Genomic DNA, 18,032 nt, shown 5'->3' with positions numbered 1-18,032 from the left:
TGGAGACAGATCACTGCGCAAGAGTGTAGACCCTGCTGTCATTCGTCTCCCGGAGCCAGCAACAGATTCGGTGCCAGACGCTGATAGCCATCCTGCGCCAGGCGCATGTCCAGCAACAAACTACTCAAGTCTGCCGACAAGGCTTCGGCGTCGGCATCGTTTTCCAGATAGACCAGTTTCAGATAACTGTTGCAGCCAGGACAGACTTCCGCCCTTAGCGGCGCCTGATTGGCGGCGTGGCGATCATCCTCAAGGCTCAGATAATCCAAGCCCTTGCTCGACTCGCAATACACGCACTTGACCCGCACCACATGCCATTCGCAGGCACACAGCGAACACACCAGATAACGCAAACCGTTGTGCTTGCCGCGATGGCGGATCACCCCGGCCATCGCCGGCGAACCACAGGCCGGGCATTGGCTGAGGCTGTCGCCGGGTTTGAGTTTCAGGTCCGGCGCGCTGAGCAACCAATGACTCCACGCCACTTGCAGCGCCGCGCCGAGAAACGGCACCAGTTGCGCCGGTACCATTGAATATTGACCACTGACCAACGCCACCGCCCACGCGCGCAACTGGCCGGGACTGGCTGAGCGCAAGGTGTCCACCGCATCAATAACGGCGGGTTGTTCAACCGGCGCATAGCGTTTCAATAAAGCATCGAGATAAGCCTGCCAGCCCTCTTCACGCACCAACGTGTCGGCAGCAAATGGCGGCAAACCATGCTGCTGGCAAGCCTCGATCCGTTGCTGATCGAACGGTGCCGGCAACGGCGGATCGTCGAATACCTGTTGCTGAACCCGGCACAACCCGGCGATCAAGCATAGGTACTCGCTCAACGGGTGCCCTTGCGCCAAAAACTCTAGACGATCAGCCCGCAGCGCAAACAGGTTCGAAGGTGGCAGATGCAGAAACGGCGGCGAACTGGCCGCCGCTTCGATTTCCCCAGGTTCCAGAATCGTTGGCAAAAGTCAGCCCTTTTTGGTGATCGATCGCTCCGGCACGTCAGGATGACGCTCATCGCGGGTGACTTCGCGATACCAGAGTTCATGGTGTTTCTTTGCCCAGGGGCGGCTCACCCAGCCATGCAGCATCGCGTCCACCGAACCCTTGATCCACAGCCCCGCGTAGATGTGAATGATGATGCTCAGCACCAGAATAAATCCGGCCAGCGCATGCAACAGCATCGCCCAACGGATCACGGTGATGCCGAAATACGCACTGAACCAAGCGCGCCAGATCACCAGCCCGGTAAACAGCAAACCGAGCATGCACAGCAGTAAAGTCCAGAACAGCAGCTTCTGCCCGGCGTTGTATTTGCCCACGGGCGGCACGCTTTCTTCGTCGTTGACCAGCACCCGGTCAATGCGCCGCAACCACTTGCCGTCGTTGCTGATGAAGAAGTTGGCGCGCCAGAAACTCAGCACCAGACCGAGGAAAAACACAAACATCGCGATACCCATGTACGGATGCAGAATCCGCGTCCACGGCCCACCGCCGAACAGGTTGCTCAGCCAGAACAGCGACGGATGAAACAACGCCAGCCCGGACAGCCCGGCCATGAAAAACAGGATCGCCACCAGCCAGTGATTGGTGCGCTGGTTGGCGGTGTAACGCAGGATCGTCTTGTTGCTCATGGCCGGTCCTCCCCGCGTGGATCGAAGGTGTGCACTGCCGGATCGACAACGTGCACCGAGGTGTCGGGTGGCGTTGGATGTTCATCTTCTTCGACCCGGTTCGGACCGATGCGCACGTAATGGAAGAACCCGGCCAACACTGCCGCGCCCATGGCCAGCAAGCCCAGCGGTTTGCTGATGCCTTTCCATAGGCCCACCAACGGACTGATCGCCGGATCCTGCGGCAGGTTGGCGTAGATGGTTGGCGTGTCGGCGTGGTGCAACACGTACATCACATGGGTGCCGCCAACGCCTGCCGGGTCATACAGACCGGCGTTTTCGAAACCACGGCTTTTCAGGTCGACGATGCGTTCGGCAGCGTGTTCCTTCATGTCTTCCTTGGTGCCGAAGACGATGGCGCCGGTCGGGCAGGTTTTCACACAGGCCGGTTCCAGCCCCACGGCCACGCGATCTGAACACAAGGTGCATTTGTAAGCCTTGTGGTCTTTCTGCGAAATGCGCGGAATGTTGAACGGGCAACCGGTGATGCAATACCCGCAACCGATGCAATGATCCTGATCGAAATCGACGATGCCGTTGGCGTGCTTGATGATCGCGCCGGGACTCGGGCACGCTGCCAGACAACCCGGCTCGGCGCAGTGCATGCAGCCGTCCTTGCGGATCAGCCATTCGAGGTTGCCGGCGTCGGTTTCGTGCTCGGTGAAGCGCATCAACGTCCAGGTTTCCGCGCTCAGATCCTGCGGGTTGTCGTAGGTGCCGTGGTTGTGGCCGACTTCGTCGCGCAGCTCGTTCCATTCCGAGCAGGCGACCTGGCAGGCCTTGCAGCCGATGCATTTGGTGGTGTCGATCAGCTTGGCCACCGCCTCCTGATTCCTCACCGACGGCGGCACGGTCGTGGTGGCCGAGCGGGCAATGATGTCTTGGCTGGCCATTTAAAGATTCTCCATCAGAGCTTCTCCACGTTGACCAGGAATGACTTGGATTCCGGGGTCTGAGTGTTGCCATCGCCGAGGAACGGCACCAGGGTGTTGGTCAGGTAACCGTGGCGCGTCAGGCCGGTGAATCCCCAGTGCAGCGGGATACCGATCTGATGCACGACCTGGCCGTTGACCTGCAGCGGCCGGATCCTTTTCGTCACCACCGCCACCGCTTCGATAAACCCACGCTTGCAACTGACGCGCACCCGATCTCCGGCAGCAATGCCCTTCTCTTTCGCCAGCACTTCGCCGATTTCCACGAACTGCTCAGGCTGAGCAATCGCGTTCAACTTGCAGTGCTTGCTCCAGAAGTGGAAATGCTCAGTTAGCCGGTAACTGGTGCCGGCGTACGGGAAGTCCTTGGCCTCGCCGAGGGTTTCCCAGACCGAATCGAAGATCCGCGCCGCCGGGTTGCTGGTGGCCTTCTTGTTTTGCGGGTGCAGCGGGTTGATGCCGATCGGCGTTTCGAACGGCTCGTAGTGCTCGGGGAATGGCCCTTCGTTCATCTTGTCGACGGCGAAGAACCGCGCCACGCCTTCGGGGTTCATGATGAACGGGTTCATCCCGGCTTCCGGTGGTACGTCGGCTTTGTAGTCCGGCACGTCGGTGCCGGTCCAGGCCTTGCCGTTCCACCACACCAGGCGTTTTTTCGGATCCCACGGTTTGCCGGCGACGTCTGCCGAAGCGCGGTTGTAGAGAATCCGCCGATTCGCCGGCCACGCCCACGCCCAGCCCAAATGCTGGTGCATGCCATACGGATCGGCATTGTCGCGTCGGGCCATCTGATTACCCGCTTCAGTCCAGCTACCGGCGAAAATCCAGCAACCAGACGCGGTGCTGCCGTCATCCTTGAGCAAGCCGAACCCGGCGAGTTGCGAGCCGGCCTTGACCGCGACGCCAGTGGCATCGGTGAAATCAGCCACGGCGCTGCCGTTGATTTCCTTGGCCAGTTCTTCCGGCGAAGGCTCGTCGGGGATCTTGTACGGCCACGTCAGTTTCAGCAGCGGATCGGGGAATTTGCCGCCCTCGGCCTGATAGCGCTTGCGCAGGCGCAGGAACAATTCGGCCATGATGCGGATGTCGGTTTGCGCTTCGCCCGGACCGTCGGCACCTTTCCAGTGCCATTGCAGCCAGCGGCTGCTGTTGACCAGCGAGCCGTCTTCTTCGGCAAAACAGGTGGTCGGCAGGCGTATGACTTCGGTCTGGATTTCGTCGGTTTTCACGTCGTTGTACGGCCCGACCTTTTGCCAGAACTCCGAGGTTTCGGTGGCCAGCGGGTCCATCACCACCAGCCATTTCAGCTTGGCCAGTGCGCCCATCACGCGGTTCTTGTCCGGTAGCGCAGCGATCGGGTTGAAACCTTGGCAGAAGTAGCCGTTGACCTTGCCCTGGCTCATCAGGTCGAACATTTTCAGGACGTCGTAGTTGGGGATGTCGAGTTTCGGCAAATGGTCGTAGCACCAATTGTTCTCGACGGTGGCGTTGGCGCCGTACCACGACTTCATCAGGCTGACGTGGAACTTGCTGTAGTTCTGCCAGTAGGACAACTGCCCCGGTCTAAGCGGAACCTGCGTGCGTTTGTGGATGAACTGACCGTAGTCCTGCTCGCTGTCCTGGCCCAAGGTCAGATAGCCCGGCAGCGCATTGGAGAGCAGGCCGAGGTCGGTCAGGCCTTGGATGTTGGAGTGCCCGCGCAAGGCATTCACCCCCCCACCCGGCATGCCGACGTTGCCCAGCAGCAATTGCACCATCGCCGCGCTGCGGATGATCTGCGCGCCGATCGAGTGCTGGGTCCAGCCGAGGGCGTAGAGAATCGTCATGGTCTTGCCCGGGATCGAGCAGGTAGCGATCTCTTCCCAGATTTTCTGCATGGCGTCGACCGGCATGCCGCAAATCTGGCTGGCGAGGTCGATGTTGTAGCGGCTGTAATGCTGCTTCATCAATTGATAGACACAGCGCGGATGTTGCAGGGTCGGGTCGACGCTGGCAAAACCGTCCGCGCCCATCTCGTAGCCCCAACCGGACTTGTCGGTGTAGCTGCGCTTGGCGACGTCGTAACCGCTGAAGATGCCGTCTTCAAAGCCATAGCCTGCTTTGACGATGAACGACACGTCGGTGTAGTTGCGCACGTACTCGTGCTGGATTTTGTCCTCGGTCAGCAGGTAATTGATCAGCCCGCCCATGAAGGCGATGTCGGTGCCGGTGCGGATCGGCGCGTAATAGTCGGCCACCGAAGCGGTGCGGGTAAAACGCGGATCGACCACGATCAGCCGCGCAGCGTTGTGCGCCTTGGCCTCGGTCACCCATTTGAAGCCGCACGGATGCGCTTCTGCTGCGTTGCCACCCATCACCAGGATCAGATTCGCATTGGCGATATCGGTCCAGGTATTGGTCATGGCACCACGGCCGTATGTCGGGGCAAGACTTGCCACCGTCGGGCCGTGTCAGACACGCGCCTGGTTATCGAACCCCAGCATGCCGAGACTGCGAATCACCTTCTGGGTGATGTAACCGGCCTCATTGGACGCTGCCGAGGCGGCGAGGAAACCGGTGGTGAGCCAGCGATTCACCGTCTGCCCGTTGGCATTTTTCTCGATGAAGTTGGCGTCGCGGTCGGTTTTCATCAGGTCGGCGATGCGGTCGAGCGCTTCGTCCCAACTGATCCGCGTCCATTCACTGCTGCCGGGTTTGCGCGTTTGCGGGTAGAGCAAACGCCCGGGGCTGTGAATGAAGTCGAGAAGGCCTGCACCTTTCGGGCAGAGGGTGCCGCGATTGACCGGATGGTCGGCGTCGCCCTCGATGTGAATGATGCTTTGCGCGACGTTCTTCGCTGCATCGCCCTGGCTGTACATGATCAAGCCGCAACCGACCGAGCAATACGGGCAGGTGTTGCGGGTTTCATGGGTGTGGGCAAGCTTGAAGTGGCGCACCTGCTCGGCGAAGGCAAGCGTCGGGGCCATGCCCAACGCGCCCAGGCTCGAGCCTGCAAGGCCGATACCAGCGACCTTGAAGAACTGACGACGGCTGAGATCCATCGTGCACTCCTGATCAGGTGGAACCCGGTACTTGTGCCGGGTTTTATCTGGACAATCACGGTTGCGGCAAACGTGTGCCGACTTTTTCACTGTAGACAATGACCTTACGTTCTGTGTGAAAACCGACCGTCGGCCGTTTGTCAGGCAATACACAAATCTGTGTAGGAGCTGCCGAAGGCTGCGATCTTTTGATGTTGCTCTTTAAAAACAAAATCAAAAGATCGCAGCCTTCGGCAGCTCCTACAGGGGTTGTAGGTTTATCATGCCCGCAGGACCAACCCCGCCTTCACGAGACTGCGCATGACTTTCGATTTTGATCAGCTATTCGACCGCCACAACACCGGCAGCACCAAATGGAGCCGCTATTCGGCCGATGTGTTGCCGATGTGGGTCGCTGATATGGATTTCGCCGCGCCGCCGGTGGTGATCGAGGCGTTGCAACAACGCCTGCTGCATCCGCTGGTGGGCTACAGCGTGGCGCAGGACAACCTGCGTGAAGCCATCGTCGCCGACCTCTGGAACAAGTTCGCCTGGCAGGTCAAACCGCAAGAGCTGATTTTCCTGCCGGGCGTCGAATCGGGTTTCAACATGGCTTTGAAAGCGCTGGTGCAACCGCAGCAGAACGTCGTGGTGCAAGTGCCGAACTACCCGCCACTGCGCCATGCGCCTGGGCATTGGGGCTTGAATAAGGTTGAGCTGGAATTCGATGCGCAGGCGGATGGCACTTACCTGACGCCGCTGGACGTGCTGCGTGAATCGCTGAATGGTGGCGGTGCGTTGTTGCTGAGCAACCCGCACAACCCGATCGGCAAGGTGTTTGGCCGTGAAGAACTGCAAGCCGTGGCCGATATTTGTGCGGAGCAGGACGCGTGGATCATCTCCGACGAAATCCACGCCGAGCTGTGCTTCGACGGTCGCGTGCACATTCCGACCGCCTCGTTGAGCGCGGAAATCGCCGAGCGCACCATCACTTTGATGTCGGCGAGCAAGGCGTACAACATCGCCGGCCTGAAGACCTCGTTCATGATCATCCAGAACACCGCCCTGCGCGAACGCGTCAACCACGCCCGTTGCGGCATGGTCGACAGCGTCAATCCGCTGGGCATGGAAGCCACCCGCGTCGCCTACAGCGCAGGTGGGCCGTGGCTGGCCGAGTTGAAAACCTATCTGCAGGCCAACCGCGACTGGTTGGTTGAAGCCGTACGCAGCCGCTTGCCGGGCGTGACCATCAATGTGCCGCAGGGCACGTATCTGGCATGGCTGGATTGCTCGGCGCTGGATCTGGACAACCCGCAGCAGTTCTTCCTTGAGCAGGGCAAAGTGGGCCTCAGCCCGGGTCTGGATTTCGGTGATCAACACCAGCAGTTTGTACGCCTGAACTTCGGCTGCCCGCGTTCGTTGCTGGAAGAAGGCATCGCGCGGATGGAGCGCGCCCTGACTAATCGCAAATCCTGAAACCTCAGATGATCCCCTGTGGGAGCGAGCTTGCTCGCGAAGGCGGAGTGTCAGCCGACCTCAATGTTGACTGAACCACCGCTTTCGCGAGCAAGCTCGCTCCCACAGGGGGTTTGCATTTCCAAGTCAGAAATGCGGTGTAAATCCGATCGAACTCACGGCAAACACACCGGGTCAACCGCCCATACCTGCCATGAGACCTCGGAGACCCGCGATGACCGACTATCCAAAACCACCTTTCCCCGCACAAGCCCAGGCCGTTCCCGGTTCGCAACGCAAAATGGAGCCATACCCGGATTGCGGCGAGCAAAGCTATGTCGGTTCCGGGCGACTGGCCGGCAAGATTGCCCTGATCACCGGCGCCGACAGCGGCATCGGCCGCGCGGTGGCCATTGCATTCGCCCGTGAGGGGGCCGACGTTGCAGTCGCCTATTTGAATGAACACGAAGACGCCAAGGAGACCGCACGCTGGGTCGAACAGGCCGGCCGCCAGTGCCTGCTGTTGCCGGGTGATATCGCGCAAAAGGCTCACTGTCAGGCCTTGGTCGACAAGACCGTCGAACGCTTCGGCCGCATCGACGTGCTGGTCAACAACGCCGCGTTCCAGATGACCCACGAAACCTTCGAAGAAATCCCCGACGAAGAATGGCTGATGACCTTCGACGTCAACATCACCGCGATCTTCCGGCTGTGTCAGGCGGCGATCAAACACATGCGCGCCGGTTCGTCGATCATCAACACCAGTTCGGTCAACTCGGACATGCCCAAACCCACGCTGCTCGCCTACGCCACCACCAAAGGCGCGATTGCCAACTTCACCGGCGGTCTGGCGCAGATGCTCGGACCGAAGGAAATCCGCGTGAACAGTGTGGCGCCCGGGCCGATCTGGACGCCCTTGATCGTCTCGACGATGCCCGATGAAGAAGTGCAGAACTTCGGCGGCAACACCCCGCTCGGCCGCCCCGGGCAACCGGTGGAAGTGGCGCCGATCTATGTACTGCTGGCATCGGACGAAGCCAGTTACATCACTGGCCAGCGCTATGGCGTGACCGGTGGTAAGCCGATGCTTTGAGCCGTGCGTTCCCACTCGTTCCCACGCTCTGCGTGGGAACGTAGCCCGGGACGCTCTGCGTCCCCTTGAAGCCGAGCGCGGGGCGTCCGTAGAGGCCAGAGCGTGGGATCGAGCTGACCGTCTGCGAGAAAAACTGAACCCGCTGACACAGTACTTCTCCATACCTTTAAGAGCCCCAACAGGTCGCCAGGATCAGGAGATTGTCATGTCCGCCCCTCTCATCAAGCTCTTCACTCAACCCAACTTCGCCTGGACCGATATCCGTCGCGAAGAAGAAGCCCATCCCCGGCATTACCTCGCCCATCTGCTGGTGCTGGCGTTGATTCCGTCGGTGTGCCTGTTCATCGGTACAACCTATGTCGGCTGGAGCCTCGCCGCCGGTGAAACCGTACGGTTAAGCAGCGCGAGTGCATTGCAACTGAGCATCTTGCTGTACATCGCCATGGTTGCCGGCGTTGCGGTCATTGGTGGTTTCATTCGCTGGATGTCACGTGCATTCGATGCACGCCCGACGCTCAACCAATGCATCGGATTCGCTGCTTACACGGTGACGCCGTTCTTTGTCGCCGGCATCGCCGGGCTGTACCCGAGCCGTTGGCTGGCCATTCTGGTACTCGGCGCGGCCTCGGTGTATTCGACGTTTCTGTTGTTCGTCGGCCTGCCGACCTTTATGCATGAGCGCAAGGAGCAAGGCCTGCTCAACGCCGCCTGCGTGTGGGGCGTCGGTTTGCTGGTGATGGTGACTATTCTGGTGTCGATGATTCTGCTGTGGTTCAACGTGCTCACACCTGAGTATCTGCGCACGACCGTGGGCTGACCCGGTGCGATTGCCGTCATATCGACCACTTGAGGGCGGCAGATCATGAGTTTTATCGTGTGGGTGGCGGTGCTCGGCGCCGTGCTGTTGACCTTGGCACTGACGTCGTCGTACCTGCGCTGGATGCCGGTGACCACCTCGGCGGTTTGTCTGTTGTTGGGAATCGGCATTGGCCCCAGCGGCCTCGATCTGCTGAAACTGTCCCTGGAAAACGCTTCGCTGTGGATGGAGCACCTGACGGAAGTCGCGGTGCTCTTTTCCTTGTTCGTCTGCGGTTTGAAGTTGCGTTTGCCCTTGCGCGACAAGCGTTGGCGAATTGCTTTTGGCTTGGCTGGGCCAGTGATGGTGGTGACCATCGCCGGGGTGTGTCTGCTGTTGCACTTTGCGTTGCAATTGCCTTGGGGTCCGTCGCTGTTGATCGGCGCGATTCTGGCACCGACCGACCCGGTGCTGGCGGCGTTGGTGCAGGTCAACGATGCGCGGGATGTCGACAGCGTGCGTTTCGGATTGTCGGGTGAGGCCGGGCTCAATGACGGCGTGGCCTTTCCTTTTGTGATTCTCGGCTTGTTGTTGATCCACGGTGACGGTTCTGCCGCCGAATGGCAGGGCTGGGTATTACGCAGTTTATTGTGGGCGGTGCCCGCCGGATTGCTCACTGGTTACTGGATGGGCCGCGGTATTGGCCGCGTGACTTTATCGCTGCGTATTCACAATGACGACAGCACGCTCAGCCCCAATGATTATCTGGCGTTGTCGTTGATTGCTCTGGCGTATGTCGTTGCCGAGGCCATCGGCGGTTACGGCTTTCTGTCAGTGTTCGCTGCCGGGTTGGGATTGCGTCAGGTCGAAGTCAAATCCACCGGCGCCGGCCAGCCACCCGCCGAGCATCTGGTGCAACCGGTGGTCGGTCATCAGAACGTCGAACCGCAACACGCGGTGCATGGCGATACCGAACGGCTGGAAAGCAGCCAGGTTGCCGCCGGCATCATGATGGGCGATATGTTGTCGTTCGGCAGTCTGGTCGAGCGCGCCATGGAAGTGTTTCTGGTGACCCTGCTCGGCGTGGTGCTGGTGGCGCACTGGGACTGGCGGGCGTTGCTGGTGGGCGGCGTGTTGTTCTGCCTGATCCGTCCGGCCTGCGTCGCGCTGATGCCTTGGGGCGCGTTGCTGCAGGGACGGCAACGGCTGTTGATTGGCTGGTTCGGCATTCGCGGGATCGGCAGCCTGTTCTATCTGTTTTATGCCTTGAATCACGGGCTGACCGATAGCGTGGCCACTGTGTGTACCGACTTGACCTTGTCGGTGGTGGCGCTGAGCATTTTGCTGCACGGGATCAGCACGCAACCGATCCTCGCCCGCTACGAACAACACAAAAAACGAAAAACCTGATTTTTCCAAGCGGATATCAACAGTCGATTGATCGAATTTTTTTCTGTAAAAAAATGGATCCCGGGTTAGCGGCCGACAGTCACAAGCATAACCCCCCGCCAGATGAGTCCAGCGGGGCCCGGCAGGTTCGGTTCCCCTGCGGCGCCAAGCCTATGAAACGGAACCCTTGAAGAAAAAGGTCACGGTCATGAAAGAATGCTCGACTCCTGCACAAATCAAGGCTTGCAGAGCACTGGCTCTGGAACGTAATCGTCAATTGTTCGATAACGCCCACACCCTCAACCGCGCAGCCAATGCGCTGCTCGATGTGGCTGATCTGGACATCGAGCAGTTTGAGCGCTACCGAGCGCTGCGCAAGAAAGCCGATGCGATGTTTGAAGATGCCATCGACCATTTGTGCGTCTTGAACGAAGACTTCCCGCCGATTCCGATGTCGTCGCAGAACTCGGTAGCGTTGCGTCGAGAACTTGAGACCGTGGAGTGAGCCAGAGCAGCCCCTCACCCTAGCCCTCTCCCGGAGGGAGAGGGAACTGACCGAGGTGAATGGTTGAGGTACGCCGACTTGGGATACCGGGTTGAACGCAGATTTGACCACGACAGAGATCGGCTCCCTTCCGAGTGAACCCTGACAGCCCCTCACCCTAGCCCTCTCCCAAAGGGAGAGGGAACTGACCGAGATGGATGTTTGAGGTATGCCGACGTGAGATACCGAGTCGTACGCAGATTCTGACCACGACAGAGATCGGCTCCCTTCCGAGTGAACCCTGACAGCCCCTCACCCTAGCCCTCTCCCAAAGGGAGAGGGGACTGACCGAGGTGAATGGTTGAGATACGCCGACGTGAGATACCGAGTCGTACGCAGATTTTGGCTACAACGAAGATCTGCTCCCTTCCCCCTCGCCCCCTTTGGGGGAGAGGGTTGGGGTGAGGGGGATCGATCTGAATGGCAACACAAATTCCAAGCGAATGAAAAAGCCCGGCCACATAAGCCGGGCTTTTCTGTACCCGCAAATCATCCCCCCGGATTGGTCACCTGGATAAACACCGCATAACTCCCCAACAACACCCAGAACGTCGCAAAAATCCACGGCGTGCGCACGGAAAACAGCAGCGACTTGCGATAACCCTTGTGGCTCGACTCCATCTCGCTGAACAGCGGCGATTCGTCATACGCCAGGCCCATCAGCGGCTCGCTGTGCAGCAAGTGGCTCTGCTTGAAATGCCAGTGATCGATGATGTCGTACGCGGCGCGAATCCCCGGCCAGGCATTCAGCGAGCTGAGCAACCCGAGCAGCGCCAGAAACGGCGGCACCACCAGCGTGAACAACTTGCCCCACTCCGGATTGAGGTTGGCCATGCACGAGGCAAAGGCAATCACCAGAAACGACTGGGCTGCCAGATAAGCATCGGTGCGGTTGGCGAGGATGCTGGTTTCGTACTGGATCTCCCGCCGATAGAAATCCAGCCGTTCCTTGGGTGAGCCGAACATCTTGGCGTCGTGTTCGGTCAGGGTTTCTTCAGCAGTTGGCTCAGTCAGTATGCGAGACAAAAGACGCACGCTCCGGGGTGGGGAAAACACTTAGAAGTCCCCGTTGGCGCGCAAGTTCAGCCGGATTGCCCGGCGCCTCACTTCATCGATTGCGCAATGATCGCCACCAGATTCATCTGCGTGAACGGCTTGGGCAAGCGTGGCAGTTGCGCGGCAAAACCTTCCAGGCGCTCGGCGTATCCGGTGGCGAGGATGATCGGCAGATCCGGTTTGAGTAGCCGCACCGCGTGGGCCAGTTGCGCGCCGCTCATCTGCGGCATGGCCATGTCGGTGATCATCAGGTCAATCACCTCGCCCTGATCGAACAGCGCCAGCGCCTGCGCCCCGGACGTCGCACTGACCACCCGATGGCCAAGGTCTTCGAGCAGCAGGCTGGTGCTGGTCAATACCAGCGAGTCGTCATCCACCACCAGTACGCTGAGTCTTGGCACCACCACCGGTTCGGCATGTGGCAGCAGCGGCTTGCTGGTCATGCCCTCGACGGCCACCGGAATCCACAGTTCAGCCGTGGTGCCCTGGGCCTTTTCGCTTTTGAGGACAAAACGCCCACCGAGCTGTTCCATGAAGCCGTGGACCATCGACAAGCCGAGCCCAGTGCCTTTGCCCAGACCTTTGGTGGTGAAAAACGGATCTCTGGCCGACGCCAACGTGTGCTCGTCCATGCCCTCGCCGCTGTCGATCACGCTGAGACAGACGTAACGACCTGCCGGCAGATCCGAATGACTGAGTTCGAGCACCACCTGCGGTTCAGCACTGATGCTGACCGAACCGCCGTCGGGCATGGCGTCGCGGGCGTTGGTCGCCAGGTTGAGCAAGGCCAGTTCCAGCTGATTGGTGTCCGCCAGCACCGGCTCGAGATCTTCGGGAAACCGCGTGTCGATACGGATGCCCGGACCCAGGGAGCTGCGCAACAACCCGGTAATGCCTTGAACCAATTGCGCAATATCCACCGACTCGGTCTTCAGCTCCTGACGCCGGGCGAACGCCAGCATGCGTTGGGTCAGTGACACCCCGCGCAAGGCACCTTGGGTGGCGTTTTCCAGCAGGCGGCTGATTTTCGCATCGTCGCCCACGCGCTTTTGCACGATCTCGAGGTTGCCGAGAATCACCGTCAGCAGATTATTGAAGTCATGGGCGATGCCGCCGCTGAGTTGCCCGATGGCTTGCATCTTCTGCGCCTGGAACAGCGCTTCGCGGGTTTTCTCCAGCGCCTGCTGGGCCTGATGGGCTTCGGTGATGTCGCGGGTGATCTTGGCAAAACCGAGCAAAGTGCCGGTGTCGCCTCGAATCGCATCAACCACCACATGAGCGAGAAACCGCGTGCCGTCCTTGCGCATGCGCCAGCTCTTGTTTTCGAAGCGGCCCTCGCGGGTGGCGATTTCCAGCGCCCGTTGCGGCTCGCCGAGCTCGCGGTCTTCGGGGGTATAGAAAACCGAAAAGTGCTGACCGATGATTTCTCCCGGCAGATAACCCTTGATCCGCTGGGCACCTTGATTCCAGTTGCTGACCCGGCCTTCGGGGCTGAGCATGTAGATCGCGTAATCGGTAACGCCCTGCACCAGCAAGCGGAACTGCTGCTCGCTTTGCTTGAGGGTTTCCTCGGCCATTTTGCGGTCGGTGAGGTCGCGGGTGATCTTGGCGAAGCCGAGCAATTTGCCGTTGGGATCAATGATCGGATCGATCACCACGTGCGACCAGAAATTGGTGCCGTCCTTGCGCACCCGCCAGCCCTCGCCTTCGAAACGCCCTTCACGGATCGCCGTATCGAGCGCCCGTTGCGGCAGGCCAGCGGCGCGATCATCAGCGGTGTAGAAACGCGAAAAATGCTCGCCGAGGATTTCCGCCTCCTCATAACCCTTGAAGCGTTTGGCGCCGGAGTTCCAACTGGTGATGATGCCGTCGGGATCGATCATGTAGATCGCATAGTCGACCACCGCATCGATCAGCAGACGAAAACGCATCTCTTCGATCGCCGCGGTCTTGTTGTTTTCGCTCATCACGCTCACCAGCCATTGTCATGAGCAGAAGTATGCGTCAATCCGGCGAATTGGGAAGCGGCCGGCTCATTTTTGATTGCCCACCAGCTTGGCAGCAGTTGTTTGATCCGGCTCTCGGCAAAGCGGTCGTCGATCAGCATGACCACGCCGCGATCCTCGCGGGTACGGATCACCCGGCCGGCAGCCTGCACCACTTTCTGCACGCCGGGGTACAAATAGGTGTAGTCGTAACCGGCACCGAAGATGGCGGCCATGCGGTGTTTGAGCTGTTCGTTGACCGGATTGAACTGCGCCAGCCCCAGTGTCGCGATGAATGCACCGATCAAGCGCGAACCGGGCAAATCGATGCCCTCACCGAATGCACCACCCAACACGGCAAAGCCGACGCCTTGGCTGTGCGCGGTGAACTGATCGAGGAATGCCTGCCGTGCGCCTTCGAGCATGCCCCGCGATTGTTGCCAGAGGGTGATGTGCGGATAACGCTCGGCCAGTAACGACGCCACTTGTTGCAGGTAATCGAAGCTACTGAAAAACGCCAGGTAGTTGCCGGGGCGCTCACTGAACTGCCGCGCGATCAGTTCAACGATCGGCTCCAGCGAAGCCTGACGACGGTTGAAGCGCGTCGAGATGCGGCTGACGATTTGCACCTGCAACTGCTCGGCGCTAAACGGCGATTCGACGTCGATCCACACCGTGTCGGCGGGCGTGCCGAGCAAATCGGCGTAATAGTGACGTGGGCTGAGGGTGGCAGAAAACAACACACTGCTGCGCGCCGCTTTCAGGCGCGGACCAATGAACGCGGCCGGCACCACATTGCGCAGGCACAATTGCGACAGCGGCTTTTTGCGGTCGAGGTCGCGCTTGCTGATGTCGAACAGGTAATGCTCGTCATACAGCTCCGCCACCCGGGCGAATTGCAGCAGGTCGAAATAGAAGTTCTGCAACGCGCTGTCGAGACCCTGCGGATGGTCATTGAGGTAATCGCCAATGGCTGCGCAACACAGCGAGATCGCTTGCAGGAGTTTTTCCGGGGCCTTGTCGTAGGCCTGATACGCCGCCAGTTGCGGCGCATGCAGGGCGTTCCATTCACGATTGATGCGTTGCAGGGATTTTTTCAACGGCGCCGGTGCCGTTTTGCGCACGCTGCCCAAGGTGAACTGATCGAGACTGGCGCTGTACATCTGCCGGCCACGTTCGACGAGATTGTGCGCCTCGTCCGCCAGCACCGCGACTTTCCATTGATTGAGTTGGGCGAGACCGAACAGCATGGCGCTGAAGTCGAAGTAGTAGTTGTAGTCGGCGATCACCACGTCTACCCAACGGGCCATCTCTTGACTCAGGTAATACGGGCACACCGCGTGCTGCGCGCCGACTTCGCGCATGGCCGCTTGATCGAGCAAACGGATTCGACTGGCCGCTTCCCGCGCGGCCGGCAAGCGATCATAAAAGCCTTGGGCCAACGGGCAGGATTCACCGTGGCAGGCCTTATCCGGGTGTTCGCAAGCCTTGTCACGGGCGACCATTTCCAGCACCCGCAAGGGCAAGGCTGGCGACTGATCGAAGAGTACCTGACTGGCATCCAGCGCCAGTTTGCGCCCGGGTGTCTTGGCAGTGAGGAAGAACACCTTGTCCAGTTGCTGCGGCGCCAGCGCTTTGAGCATCGGGAACAGCGTGCCAAGGGTTTTGCCGATGCCGGTCGGCGCCTGGGCCATCAGGCAGCGCCCGGTGCTGACGGCCTTGAACACCGACTCAGCCAGATGCCGCTGACCAGGACGAAAATCCGCATGGGGAAACGCCAGTTGCTGCGCCGCCAGATTGCGCGCCTCGCGATGGGCCATTTCCTGTTCGGCCCATTGCAGGAACAGCGTGCATTGCTGCTCGAAAAAAGCTTGCAACGCATCAGCACTGAACGCCTCGACCAGGCAAGTCTCTTTCTCGCTGACGATATCGAAATACACCAGCGCCAGATTGATCTGTTCAAGTTGGAGCTTACGGCACATCAACCAGCCATAGATCTTCGCCTGCGCCCAATGCAACTGGCGGTGATTAGCCGGTTGTTTGCTCAGGTCGCCCCGGTAGGTTTTGACTTCTTCCAGGCAGTTTTGCGCCGGGTCATAGCCGTCCGCCCTGCCCTTGACCTTCAATTGAAGGAACTCGCCTTCGAGCGCCACTTCGCTTTGATATTTCTCGTTGCGCCGTGAGGCCACGGTGCGGTGGCCGGCGATGCCTTCCAGCGCCGTGGGTGATGGTGTGAAGCGCAGGTCGAGGTCGCCGGTCTTGGCGGTGAACTCGCACAGTGCGCGCACGGCAATGCTGTAGCTCAAACGCTCTGCTCCGCCCATTGCACGTAACACACCGCCACCGGCATCTGGTGTTGATGGCAGAACTCAAGCCAGCGCAACTGGTTGTCCTGCAGGCGATCGCCGGGGCCTTTCACTTCAATCATTCGGTAGGTTTTGTGCTGCGGCCAGAACTGGATCAGGTCGGGCATGCCGGCGCGGTTGGCCTTGATGTCGAGCAGCAAACGGTTGAACCAGTGCTTGAGGTGTTCGGCGGGCAGACAGGCGAGTGCCTGCTCCAGCAACGTTTCATTCAATGCCCCCCAGAACACGAACGGCGACTGGATACCCCATTTGTCGACAAAGCGCTGGCGAATGGTCGCGGCATAGCGGCCGTCGTCGAGTTCGCTCAGGCAGGCCTCAAACAGCTCGGCGCGGCGTTGCTGGAAGTCTTCGTTGAGCAGGTCCACCGGGCCACGCTGGAACGGGTGAAAAAACGCCCCGGGCAACGGCGCGAAGATCGCTGGCCAGCACAACAGGCCGAACAGCGAGTTGATCAGGCTGTTTTCCACGTAATGCACCGGGCCGTGGTCATCGTGCAGATGCGCTTGCACGTAATACTCCACGGACAACGCCGGATCGCTGCGCGGCAATTGCAGATCCAGCCGCTCGACCGCTTTCGCCGGCGTGCGCTTGAGTGGCGGGCCGCCGAGTTTGCGCCGCACCCTTGGCAGAATCCGTTGCAGGCCCTGCTGCTCGGCAGCGCTTTCCGGCGCCTGTGCCGCCAATGTGGCGAGTTCCAGCGCCAACGGGTATTCGCCGCTGCGCTCCAGCACGCGGATCATGCGCAAACGGGCGCCGGGATAGGCGCAGTCACGGTAAATGCTCAGGGCCAGGGCAAATTCGCTGATGCGCTCGCAGTACTGGCCGATCTGAAACAGCACTTTGCCGCGCCGACGTTGCAGCCACGGGTTGTCGAAGTGCAATGCACTGACCTGCTCAACGATGGTTTCCAACGGCTCGCCGGCCTCGAAACGCAATTGGCAGTGGTGCAGGAACAGGCAGGCGTCGACGTCTTCGCGGCTGCGCAGCCCTCGCGAATCCGCGCAGAATTCGACTTTTTCATAGGTGAAGATGCCAAGGTCGGCGAGAACGAACTCCGACCAGTCCTGGTACAGGTTGCCGAAGAACATCAGCCGCAAGCGGTCGCACAGGTCCATGATGGTCAGGCTGAACAAGCGATCATCGAGCAGCGGCGCCCAGTCGCGCAGGCTGCGAGGGTCTGCAAACTGCTCGGCGAGGAGCGCCAGCCAATCGTCCTTGCGGCCCTTGGGCTGCTCAATGAAGGCTGCAAACGCTTGCAGGATCTCGGCCTTGAGTAACACGTCGAACAATTCGGCGAGGGCCAGCGGCGCGTGTTCGTCGATCCAGCCACATCTGAGCAAAGGTTGCGCGGCCTCGGCGATGTCACCGATTTCAACATAATTGAGTTTGCCGGCGCGAAAATGCACGCCTTTGCGCATGACCATCCGCACCAGCAAACCCTGCGAGGCACGGGGCAAGGCTTTGAAGTCGCGGATGAACGCATATTCCGGTTCGCTCATCACATCGGCATAGCGAAGCTCAAGCCAATCAAGCACTTGCCGGAAGTTGTTAAGGTAATAGAACGGGTCGTCGAGGGGATTGGCAGTCACGGGAATTCTGGGCCATGGCGAGCGAGTACTGGTTATGCGTACAGATAACAGCTCTGCCCGGTCCGGCGCAAACGGAAAAGGATCAATGGCATTTTTTTCCCGGACCGTCGAACTTTTCCCCCGGGGATGGCACC

13 protein-coding genes are annotated in these 18,032 nt (G+C 60.0%); 5 read left to right on the top strand and 8 right to left on the bottom strand.

Features of this window, described 5'->3' with window-relative positions:
• Nucleotides 1-38: 38 nt before the first annotated feature.
• Genes fdhE through fdnG form a run of 4 tightly spaced genes read right to left on the bottom strand, consistent with a single transcriptional unit; the run spans nt 39 to nt 5,646 of the window.
• A complete protein-coding gene (gene fdhE / locus ACZZ0G_RS26355; RefSeq protein WP_463558153.1) occupies nt 39-965 on the bottom strand; it encodes a formate dehydrogenase accessory protein FdhE in 927 nt (308 codons plus the stop codon).
• 3 nt (nt 966-968) lie between these two features.
• Complete coding sequence (locus tag ACZZ0G_RS26350; protein WP_463558152.1) at nt 969-1,634, bottom strand: formate dehydrogenase subunit gamma; 666 nt, start codon at nt 1,632-1,634, stop codon at nt 969-971.
• Nucleotides 1,631-2,566 carry a formate dehydrogenase subunit beta gene (gene fdxH, locus ACZZ0G_RS26345; RefSeq protein ID WP_008082738.1) on the bottom strand — a complete coding sequence of 312 codons (936 nt, stop codon included), beginning with the start codon at nt 2,564-2,566 and terminating at the stop codon, nt 1,631-1,633. Before fdxH ends, ACZZ0G_RS26350 begins: the two co-directional genes overlap by 4 nt.
• Nucleotides 2,567-2,580: 14 nt before the next feature.
• Nucleotides 2,581-5,646 carry a formate dehydrogenase-N subunit alpha gene (gene fdnG, locus ACZZ0G_RS26340; protein WP_463558151.1) on the bottom strand — a complete coding sequence of 1,022 codons (3,066 nt, stop codon included), beginning with the start codon at nt 5,644-5,646 and terminating at the stop codon, nt 2,581-2,583.
• Between the two features lie 300 nt (nt 5,647-5,946).
• On the opposite strand from fdnG, the gene ACZZ0G_RS26335 reads away from it, so the two are divergent.
• The 5 genes from ACZZ0G_RS26335 to ACZZ0G_RS26315 all read left to right on the top strand — a co-directional run bounded on the left by ACZZ0G_RS26335 (nt 5,947) and on the right by ACZZ0G_RS26315 (nt 10,863).
• A complete protein-coding gene (locus tag ACZZ0G_RS26335) occupies nt 5,947-7,101 on the top strand; it encodes a MalY/PatB family protein (RefSeq protein ID WP_463558150.1) in 1,155 nt (384 codons plus the stop codon).
• A 214-nt stretch (nt 7,102-7,315) separates the two neighbouring features.
• Nucleotides 7,316-8,173 carry a glucose 1-dehydrogenase gene (locus ACZZ0G_RS26330; protein ID WP_463558149.1) on the top strand — a complete coding sequence of 286 codons (858 nt, stop codon included), beginning with the start codon at nt 7,316-7,318 and terminating at the stop codon, nt 8,171-8,173.
• Between the two features lie 205 nt (nt 8,174-8,378).
• Nucleotides 8,379-8,990, top strand: a complete 612-nt coding sequence (locus ACZZ0G_RS26325) for a Yip1 family protein (protein ID WP_463558148.1) — start codon at nt 8,379-8,381, stop codon at nt 8,988-8,990.
• 45 nt (nt 8,991-9,035) lie between these two features.
• Nucleotides 9,036-10,379, top strand: coding sequence for a cation:proton antiporter (locus ACZZ0G_RS26320; protein ID WP_463558147.1), 1,344 nt, complete (start codon nt 9,036-9,038; stop codon nt 10,377-10,379).
• A gap of 187 nt (nt 10,380-10,566) precedes the next feature.
• Nucleotides 10,567-10,863 (top strand): hypothetical protein, encoded by a 297-nt coding sequence (locus ACZZ0G_RS26315; RefSeq protein ID WP_463558146.1) that lies wholly within the window; start codon nt 10,567-10,569, stop codon nt 10,861-10,863.
• Nucleotides 10,864-11,391: 528 nt separating this feature from the next.
• Here ACZZ0G_RS26315 and ACZZ0G_RS26310 read toward each other — a convergent pair.
• The 4 genes from ACZZ0G_RS26310 to ACZZ0G_RS26295 form a co-directional block, all read right to left on the bottom strand.
• Nucleotides 11,392-11,928 (bottom strand): hypothetical protein, encoded by a 537-nt coding sequence (locus ACZZ0G_RS26310; protein WP_016983364.1) that lies wholly within the window; start codon nt 11,926-11,928, stop codon nt 11,392-11,394.
• 77 nt (nt 11,929-12,005) lie between these two features.
• On the bottom strand, nt 12,006-13,925 hold the full coding sequence (locus tag ACZZ0G_RS26305) for a PAS domain S-box protein (protein WP_397480650.1): 1,920 nt from the start codon (nt 13,923-13,925) through the stop codon (nt 12,006-12,008).
• 5 nt (nt 13,926-13,930) lie between these two features.
• Nucleotides 13,931-16,249 (bottom strand): ATP-dependent DNA helicase, encoded by a 2,319-nt coding sequence (locus ACZZ0G_RS26300; RefSeq protein ID WP_463558145.1) that lies wholly within the window; start codon nt 16,247-16,249, stop codon nt 13,931-13,933.
• Nucleotides 16,246-17,898: a VRR-NUC domain-containing protein gene (locus ACZZ0G_RS26295; protein ID WP_463558144.1), complete on the bottom strand. Its 1,653-nt coding sequence runs from the start codon at nt 17,896-17,898 to the stop codon at nt 16,246-16,248. The genes ACZZ0G_RS26300 and ACZZ0G_RS26295 overlap by 4 nt, the downstream gene beginning before the upstream one ends.
• Nucleotides 17,899-18,032: the final 134 nt, after the last annotated feature.

This window comes from Pseudomonas sp. AC169, from assembly GCF_979258515.1.
The sequence above is the reverse complement of the archived record's forward strand: the minus strand, read 5'-3'. Positions and strand labels throughout refer to the sequence as shown.

Bases quoted from the DNA above. Each gene is read 5' to 3' on its own strand.
- ACZZ0G_RS26315 (WP_463558146.1), top strand. From the start codon at position 10,567: ATGAAAGAATGCTCGACTCCTGCACAAATCAAGGCTTGCAGAGCACTG.
- ACZZ0G_RS26330 (WP_463558149.1), top strand. From the start codon at position 7,316: ATGACCGACTATCCAAAACCACCTTTCCCCGCACAAGCCCAGGCCGTT.
- ACZZ0G_RS26325 (WP_463558148.1), top strand. From the start codon at position 8,379: ATGTCCGCCCCTCTCATCAAGCTCTTCACTCAACCCAACTTCGCCTGG.
- fdxH (WP_008082738.1), bottom strand. From the start codon at position 2,566: ATGGCCAGCCAAGACATCATTGCCCGCTCGGCCACCACGACCGTGCCG.
- ACZZ0G_RS26320 (WP_463558147.1), top strand. From the start codon at position 9,036: ATGAGTTTTATCGTGTGGGTGGCGGTGCTCGGCGCCGTGCTGTTGACC.
- ACZZ0G_RS26350 (WP_463558152.1), bottom strand. From the start codon at position 1,634: ATGAGCAACAAGACGATCCTGCGTTACACCGCCAACCAGCGCACCAAT.
- ACZZ0G_RS26305 (WP_397480650.1), bottom strand. From the start codon at position 13,925: ATGAGCGAAAACAACAAGACCGCGGCGATCGAAGAGATGCGTTTTCGT.
- ACZZ0G_RS26335 (WP_463558150.1), top strand. From the start codon at position 5,947: ATGACTTTCGATTTTGATCAGCTATTCGACCGCCACAACACCGGCAGC.